At 52.9% G+C, this 7,012-nt stretch carries 4 protein-coding genes and 2 pseudogenes; all 6 read left to right on the forward strand.

What is annotated here, in order from left to right:
* The first annotated feature begins 4 nt into the window (after positions 1 to 4).
* Positions 5 to 202, forward strand: coding sequence for a DUF2783 domain-containing protein (locus tag ACFOFO_RS01540; RefSeq protein ID WP_390324997.1), 198 nt, complete (start codon positions 5 to 7; stop codon positions 200 to 202).
* Positions 203 to 268: 66 nt separating this feature from the next.
* Positions 269 to 1,609, forward strand: a pseudogene (gene hmgA, locus ACFOFO_RS01545) (homogentisate 1,2-dioxygenase); the annotation flags it as partial.
* A 703-nt stretch (positions 1,610 to 2,312) separates the two neighbouring features.
* Positions 2,313 to 3,017 (forward strand): hypothetical protein, encoded by a 705-nt coding sequence (locus tag ACFOFO_RS01550; protein ID WP_390330635.1) that lies wholly within the window; start codon positions 2,313 to 2,315, stop codon positions 3,015 to 3,017.
* Entirely contained in the window at positions 2,959 to 5,016 is a 2,058-nt protein-coding gene (locus ACFOFO_RS01555; protein ID WP_390330637.1) for a hypothetical protein, read from the forward strand. Before ACFOFO_RS01550 ends, ACFOFO_RS01555 begins: the two co-directional genes overlap by 59 nt.
* Positions 5,013 to 5,996 carry an ATP-binding protein gene (locus ACFOFO_RS01560; protein WP_390330639.1) on the forward strand — a complete coding sequence of 328 codons (984 nt, stop codon included), beginning with the start codon at positions 5,013 to 5,015 and terminating at the stop codon, positions 5,994 to 5,996. The genes ACFOFO_RS01555 and ACFOFO_RS01560 overlap by 4 nt, the downstream gene beginning before the upstream one ends.
* Before the next feature lie 204 nt (positions 5,997 to 6,200).
* Positions 6,201 to 7,012 (forward strand): annotated as a pseudogene (locus ACFOFO_RS01565) (hypothetical protein); the annotation flags it as partial.

The raw sequence follows: 7,012 nt of genomic DNA on the forward strand, positions 1-7,012 counted from the left end.
CACGATGAATCCGACACTGAATACGGGACCGAACATCGCGCAGGCAGACGATTTCTATGAAGCGCTGATCGATGCGCATCGCGATTTGAGCGAGCCACAGAGTCAGATGCTCAATACCAAGCTGATCTTGTTGTTGTCCAATCATATTGGCGACCTCGGCGTACTGCAGGAGGCACTGCGGATCGCGCGTTCGGACGTCTGAGCGATTCAGGCTTACGCATGCAGCAGGCAAAGCAGCGCAGCAACATTTCTTCATTGAGGACCGAACATGCGAACGCGCGACGCGATCAAGCAACAAGGCGCTGGAGCCGATGCGGCGTCGACGTTGCGATATCAATCCGGTTTCGGCAGCGAATTTGCTACCGAAGCCTTGTCGGGCGCCCTGCCGCAGGGGCAGAATTCCCCGCAGAAGGCGCCGTACGGCCTGTACGCGGAGCAGTTGTCGGGCACCGCATTTACCGCGCCGCGTCACAGCAACCGACGTTCCTGGCTGTACCGGATCCGTCCGGCCGCGATGCACGAAGCGTTTGAGCCGGCCGCTGGCGGCGCAACGGGTACCTTGAAAAGTGGACCGTTTAACGAGATTGCCACACCGCCAAACCAGCTGCGCTGGGATCCGTTTCCGATGCCGACGGTGCCGACCGATTTCATCGATGGCTTGACCACCGTTGCCGGCAACGGCGACGCCGCGATGCAGGTCGGCATTGGCATCCACATCTACGCGGCCAACCGGTCGATGCATGAGCGTTTTTTTTACAACGCCGACGGCGAAATGCTGGTCGTGCCGGAACTAGGACGGCTGCGCCTAATGACCGAACTTGGGGTACTTGATGCGGCGCCCGGCGAAATTGTAGTGCTGCCGCGCGGCGTGCGGTTCCGCGTGGAGCTGCCCGATGGCCAGGCACGCGGCTATATCTGTGAGAATTACGGCGCCGTGTTTCGTCTGCCCGAACTCGGGCCGATCGGCTCCAACGGCCTGGCCAACGCGCGCGATTTCCTGGCGCCGGTGGCGGCTTTCGAGAATCGCGAAGGTGCATTCGAACTGCTGGCGAAATTCGGCGGTCGTCTATGGAGCGCGAAGATCGACCATTCGCCGCTCGATGTCGTCGCCTGGCACGGCAATTACACGCCGTACAAATACGATCTGACCCTGTTCAATACCATCAACACGGTGAGCTACGATCATCCCGACCCGTCGATCTTCACTGTCCTGACGGCGCCGTCAGACACACCGGGTACCGCCAACGTGGATTTCGTCATCTTCCCGCCACGCTGGATGGTCGCCGAAAACACCTTCCGCCCGCCGTGGTTTCATCGCAATATCATGAGCGAATTCATGGGCCTGGTGTATGGCACCTACGACGCCAAGGCAGAAGGTTTCGCACCCGGCGGCGCCAGCCTGCATAACTGCATGAGTGGCCACGGTCCGGACGCCGATACCTTCGAGAAGGCCACCCAAGCCAGCCTGACGCCGCACCGGATCGACAACACACTGGCTTTCATGTTCGAAAGCAGATACCTGATTCATCTAACGCGTCACGCGCTCGAATCGCCGCACCGGCAGCAACAGTATTTGGCCTGCTGGCATGGATTGAAACGGAATTTCAACGGCAAGTGGTCGCCGCTAGTAAATTCATTGCCTAGCTCTGCGCATCAAGTCCTTGTTTTTACGAGCAAAAGCTACTCTGTAGAAAAGAGAATTACGTCCGGATAACTAGGGGTAATTCTCTTTATTGCGAATCCAGTCGAAGGAATCTTCTTGTCCTGGAAACCAGCGGAAGGAATCTCGTTTCCTTCCCGTCCAGACGACGGAAACCTGATTGCCATGGGACCAGGCATCTGCCGGCGCCGGTGAGGGTTGAACGGGCGTTCTTGTGGTGATTGAGCTCCACGGGTTCAGTCAGGCTCGAAGCACGCTTGTTTCTTCTTTGGCTTGCTGGTAAGGTTCTTATCATCCAGTGCGGCAAATTCCTTGTCAGAGAACGAAACAAGATTCCTTCGAATTTTTTGAATGTCGTCCGGAATACGATCGCCTCTCTTTTCACAGATTCGACTATCCAAAACTTGAAAGATTTTTCCATGTCATGCACCTGACTGTGTGTGGCGATTGGCTATTTTAAATCTGTCCGATCACGTTCGTAGATCGAATACGTAACGCTGGAAATATCAGTAAAAATCACAACATTTACATCATTTGTGCAATATGAAATATGACGCAGGTCAATCGTCTTTTACATATGCCTTTTCTTCGTTCAGCGGATTACCTCTAATGGATTGTGGCCGCAATTTTGAGCCGGATTAGATAAAAGAAAATGAAGAAGAATTCGTTTTCAGAGCAGCGCATTCTGTGGACCAAGATGCGTCTTTCTGGTGGCCGGGAATACCAGTTTCTTGATCCACTGTCCGGGCGTGAGGTTCGTTTTCCAAACAAACTCCATCGCGATAATTTTCTTGTTCAATTCGGTGAACCAGACATCGTGGAGATCCTCACTGAGTATCCCACTGTCACCGTATTGGTGGCCGGTCAAACCAAAACGGTTATCTTCGATGCCACGATTCGCTATCTCGGCGATATCTACGTTCTCCAAGAGGTGAAACCTAAAGCGGTACTCAATTCACCGATCAACTATTACGGCTTAGTGCGACAACTGACCGCCCAAAAAATTTTTGCACACGCAGCACAAGTTAAATACGAGTTACGCACAGAGGCAGACGTCTATGCCTCTCCCCTTCTCGTTGAAAACAAGCGCCGAATGCGCCAAATACTGACTTTGCATCGCCATGACGATCTTCGCGAAGAAATTGAATACATCAAAACCATGAGTAGCAATCAAATCTGCACGGAGAGCTTCTCGGTCCCCGACATGCCAGGCGCCATAGGAAAACAGCGTATGGAAGCCGCCCTGTACCAACTCTATGCCGCAGGACGCATTCATCTCAATTTAAAGGAGGCCCGCTATGGAGCAATCACCAGTTATGCGTCGACCGTCGATGGCACGAGCGGATCTTCCTCCTGAACTGCGAGATATTCAATCTTGGCCGACGGTTGACACCAGTTTGATTAGCGACTCGAAGACCAGAACACGATTCAATTTGTATCGTGACGCCATTGAACTATGGATCAATGGCAGTCCGATAAGCGATTGCATCCAAAGAATAAACACATCGAAGCAGAATTTTCATCGAGTGGTGGCAAGGTGTTTGAAGCTACATCCGGACGGACGCATTTGGGGACTGCGCGGACTAATCAAGAGTGCGCGCGTCACTGCTCTCCAGCGCCGGAAAGAATTTGGACCGAAAACGCCATGCAAGGCAAGCGCGGGTTATAGCGGCATGTTTTCACAATTATTACGGAAACATCCGTCAATTGTGACCGAGCTTACCAATGCACTGCTGCGGAAGGGTAAAAAGGCGCTTCAGCCGAACAACATGATGATGCGCCAAGCACACAAGGTTTTCCTGGAAGCCTGTCGTACCGCGGGCGTTAGTGTGACGGACTATCCGTTCAATACCGTCGAGAAAGGCCAGCGTGCGCTTAGGAACTGGATCAAGACCTCGTTTATGGAGAAGTACGCGATCGATTACACGAGGGTGAGCCGAGGCGATTCCGTGGCAAATGTGATGGCTCACGGCACTTACGAAGCGGGAGTTCTACCGGACGTACCCATCCTGCCGTATTCGGAATGGCAACTTGACGAATATGACGTGGATCTCGCCACTTCCTTTCGCTTCCCCGCACTCTATGGCGACTGGGATGAACTGGAACTAAGCCGATTTAGCGGGCTACGAGTGGTTGATACAAGCACGGGTGTTAACCTGTCAGAGATGACGGTTTTTGCGGCTAAACCGCAAGTGCATGACGCTTTGCAGGTTCTCTGGCTAGCTATCGCCGGCCAGCATAAGCGGGAGCGATTGCTCAACCCGGACCTAAAATACGATGAGGGAGGCGGCTTTCCCGCTTCTGAAATTCCGGAACTTCAATGGGTGGTCCCCAGCACCATTAAACTGGACCGGGCGCTGATTCATTTAGCTAACAGCCTACAAGTTTGGATCAAGGAATGCTGGGGCGGAGAAGTTAAGTTTGGCAGGCCACGTGACCCTACCGAGCGTGCTTCGGTTGAATCGCGCATTTCGGTGATCGCACGTCGACTTCTTCATCAACTACCACATACGACCTATACCGGTCCAACTGAAGCTCGCGCACGGAAAAAGGCGACAGATGCTGATGCCCCCTATATCGAGGCGCCGCTGCTGGCTGAAGCCATACACGTGTACTGCGCCAACGAAAATGCCAGTCCCATGGCTGGCGCTGGGCACATTCCTCCCCTAACGCGTCTGCGCCGATTGGTCCAAAGCGGTGCCGTGCACATCGCATACCTGCCCGAATCCAAGCGCAAGGCGCATTTTTTTTCCCAACCGGTTCAGGTGAAAATCAGAGTCGAATTAACGAGGGGGAGACGACCTTTTTTCATTTTCAAAGGCGTCCGTTATAGCAGCACCGAGCTTCAAAAACGCGTGTCATGGAAAGGAAAATCCATGTGGGTACGGCCGGATCATAACGACCTTCGGACGCTGCTTCTGTTCAAGGATACCGGTGAAGAATTTGACGTTGTGCGTGCACAAGGGCGCTGGGGTGTTATTCCGCACGACGCGCGAATTAGACAGATGTACCAGAAATTGAAGCGTCAGGGGGAACTGGGAGACATGCCACAGGATGGTCCACTAGAGGCCTTGTTTCAATACCTTCGCATCAAGGCTGGCCACGGTGACAAAAGATCCGCACGCAGTCTTGCCTACATCTATGACTACCTGCGGGGATTCCCGGGTGACCTTGGAACAATTCTTCAATCCTCGTTGGACGATTTTGCAGCAAGTGGACAGGCAGTCAGCGTGCCGTTAATCTTGGCCGATAGAACGCCAGCCGCTCAATTCACGACGACACGAAAATTGAAGTCGGATGAACCTCGGGGATTCGTTCAATCGAAACCCAAACCGCGGCGGAGTATCGCCATATGAATACTCTCGTAATACGGGATATCGGCCTTCTTGAACTACTTGATTCTCACGCGGGAGGACGCGTGGTGTGGACACCGCAAGTCGAGCAGTTAGGGCTGGCCATAGCGGAATGGATGATGCTCGGTTTGCCCGGCGGCGCGGCATATGGTCAACAGCGTTGCGGAAAATCGATGGCTTTGACTTTTCTGAAGCGAACAATGAGCGAGTATGTGAATGTTCCGACAACGGTCTTTTTGTGGAACATTGGCGAGTCATTACGGCCGGTGCCGGAACCGACTTTGTTGCGTGGATTCCTGAGCGAAACGGGGTATATGCTTACGTCCCACAAAGATCGATCCGTTCTCATGACACGGCTGGTGCATTTCATCGTCCAGAACTGTGAGGCTGAAGCGGCGAGGCGTGCACTCATTCTTGTTGATGAAGCTCAGAACATCCATTTTTCGAATTATGGCGTGCTTATTGAGCTGTTTAATTTACTAGAACGAGAAAACTGCAGGCCTTTTATCATGCTTGTCGGCCAGCCGGAGCTAGCGCTTGTTCCAGAGACGATACTGGACGAAAATAAATTGCATGTCTATGGCCGATTCTTCAAGAAAACAATGCAGTTCAATGGTGTTGATCCAAAGGACTTCGCCACAATTCTGGAAGGGTTCGATGAGGAATCACCTCGATCTGATGGAACCGTTCTCCCTCCCATGTCAAAAGCGCTGTTTCCCGAACGTTACGAACAAGGCTGGAGATTATCGAAAATGGCCGAACCAATGGCTGAGGCGCTGGAACGAATCCTGTCGGAACACAAGGTTTCAGCCTTTCGCATTCCGATGCAGGATCTGGTGTCGGCAACGCGCGCTCTCGTATGCAGACTTCACCAGCAGCCATCGCTGTTCGACAGCGGCTTGACCGCCAACGCGGTCGAGGCGTTCAAAGACGGAGGGCTCACTCGAACATTGTTGTCTTATGCTCGTTACCAACGACGATGACCTATGTTTTCTATCATCTGGGCGCCTGAGTGGGTCCAATCCGAAATATCTCTTTGGTGCGTATGGAGTCTCATCTGTGCGGCCAATCGGCCGGATGGAAGCGAGGTGGCGGTGCTATTGGGCGACGAAAGAGGCGGTCACTGTAGTTGCCTCTGGCCGCCAAGCGACTCAGTCTGGTCCGCGACTAAATGGCCGATTATCCAGATGATCGAACGGACAGTGCAGGTCGGCCAACACAGATTGGAGGAAATGGTTCCGTTTGATCTGTCGAGCTATAAAGATCGTCAGTATCTCATTTCTGCCAAACTGCGATACTGTCCAACATGCCTGCAACATGGTTACCATTCAATGGTGTTCCAACACCGGGCGATCATGCATTGCCCGATACATGGAGACCTGCTTGTAAAGTGCTGTCTGCGCTGCAAAGGAGATATCGCAGCCACCTTTTCCTCCATAGCGGCCAATCCCTTCGAGTGCCGGCAATGCGGCGATATTTTCGGCGCCACTCCGACCGCAAAGCAGGTCGTGTCATTTGCCTCGAAAGTTCAACAAATCACAACAGTTCGCATCTCTCTTGAGCGGGAGGGGCGCGGGCATGGCCGCCATTCTCATTTGTCCACCATTTTCCATCGATCAGACCTTGAATGTCTGTCGGATCGCAGACTTGCAAAGCTATTGAGAACTGCATATCCAGACCTGCATTACCAGAGACCAACACGCAATGTGATTCATCAAAAATTGCTTCTCGACGACTTAGACGAGGAGGGGGGTGACTATTCCGGTATTTGGATTGATGCGCTAGCCATTTACTTGGAGGTCAAAAGGCACATTGAGCAAAGAATCGGATGCGCGAATAGAGATTATGAGGATATACATGAGCTACTCGGCTTCGGGGCAATGGAGATATCCGTTCCCGGCATCGCATACTCGGCTGGTGTCGCACTCTATCAGTGGAGATACCTGCGTATTCCACACCAAACTGGACACCGATTTCACGGCAAACTGGACACCCATTC

Origin of the sequence: Pseudundibacterium arcticum (genome assembly GCF_042646465.1) — a bacterium.
Classification (GTDB): domain Bacteria; phylum Pseudomonadota; class Gammaproteobacteria; order Burkholderiales; family Burkholderiaceae_D; genus Undibacterium_A; species Undibacterium_A arcticum.